This is a genomic window from Turicibacter sp. GALT-G1 (assembly GCF_025594995.1).
Taxonomy (GTDB): Bacteria; Bacillota_I; Bacilli_A; order MOL361; family Turicibacteraceae; genus Turicibacter; species Turicibacter bilis.
In genome coordinates, this window is the sequence record NZ_JAMQUS010000126.1 from 1 (window position 1) to 1,063 (window position 1,063).

Genomic DNA, 1,063 nt, shown 5'->3' on the forward strand with positions numbered 1-1,063 from the left:
GATAGATTGTAATATTAAGTGCGACACATAAAAAAAAGCTCATAAATAGGATCTTTGTTATAGAATGAAGTTACCACACCAAATTCTTAACAAGGAGATCTATTTATGAGTTATAACCATCTTAACACATTTGAGCGTACACGTATAGAAGTTCTTTCAAAAATGGGCTATTCAACGAGACAAATTGCTCAGCAATTAAATCGCCATCATTCAACGATTGCTCGTGAACTGAAACGAAATACTCAAAAGACATATCAGGCTGAGTTAGCAGACGAATTAGCTGAGCAACGTCGCTTAGTTTGTCATCGTTCAGAGAAGAAATCAGAACAATTGATACAAACGATTCAAAAATATTTAGAGCTAACTTGGTCACCCGAACAAATTTCTAATACAGTTTTAAAGGGTGTGATTTCATTTAAAACCATTTATCGTTGGCTTTATGATGGAACGATTTTGTTAGGAGATTTAAGTTGTTTAAGACAAAAAGGAAAGCGCCGAAAACCACGAGAAACACGTGGACGATTTAACATTGGAACCTCGATTCATCAACGTCCTAAAGAAGTCAAAAAACGTGAAACGTTTGGACACTGGGAATTAGATACGGTTGTTTCAAGTCGTGGGAAGAGTAAAGGTTGTTTAGCGACTTTTGTTGAACGTCAAACACGTTTTTACGTCGCCGTGAAAATAGAAAATCGCTCAGCAACAGAAATGTACCGAGCGATTAGCGACTTATATGAACTCTTTCCTAAAGACACCTTTAAAACCTATACCGTTGATCGAGGAAAAGAGTTTGCTTGTTATTCCAAAGTAGAAGCTGACTTAAAGGTTCCTGTTTACTTTGCAGATGCCTATTCGTCTTGGCAAAGAGGAAGTAATGAAAATGCCAATGGTCTTCTTCGAGAGTTTTTCCCGAAGAAGACTGACTTAGCACGAGTCAGTGATGAAGAGATTAATGAGGCACTCTACCTCATTAATCATCGACCACGAAAATGTTTAGGTTGGAAAACTTCATTCGAACTATTTTATGAGAAACTGTCGCATTTGTATTGACAATTCGTCATAT

General features: G+C 36.9%; 1 protein-coding gene. It reads left to right on the forward strand.

Annotated features, from left to right (window positions below; all coding sequences use genetic code 11):
• Nucleotides 1-105: 105 nt before the first annotated feature.
• Nucleotides 106-1,050, forward strand: coding sequence for an IS30 family transposase (locus NEH74_RS13565; RefSeq protein WP_055305798.1), 945 nt, complete (start codon nucleotides 106-108; stop codon nucleotides 1,048-1,050).
• The last annotated feature ends 13 nt before the right edge of the window (nucleotides 1,051-1,063 follow it).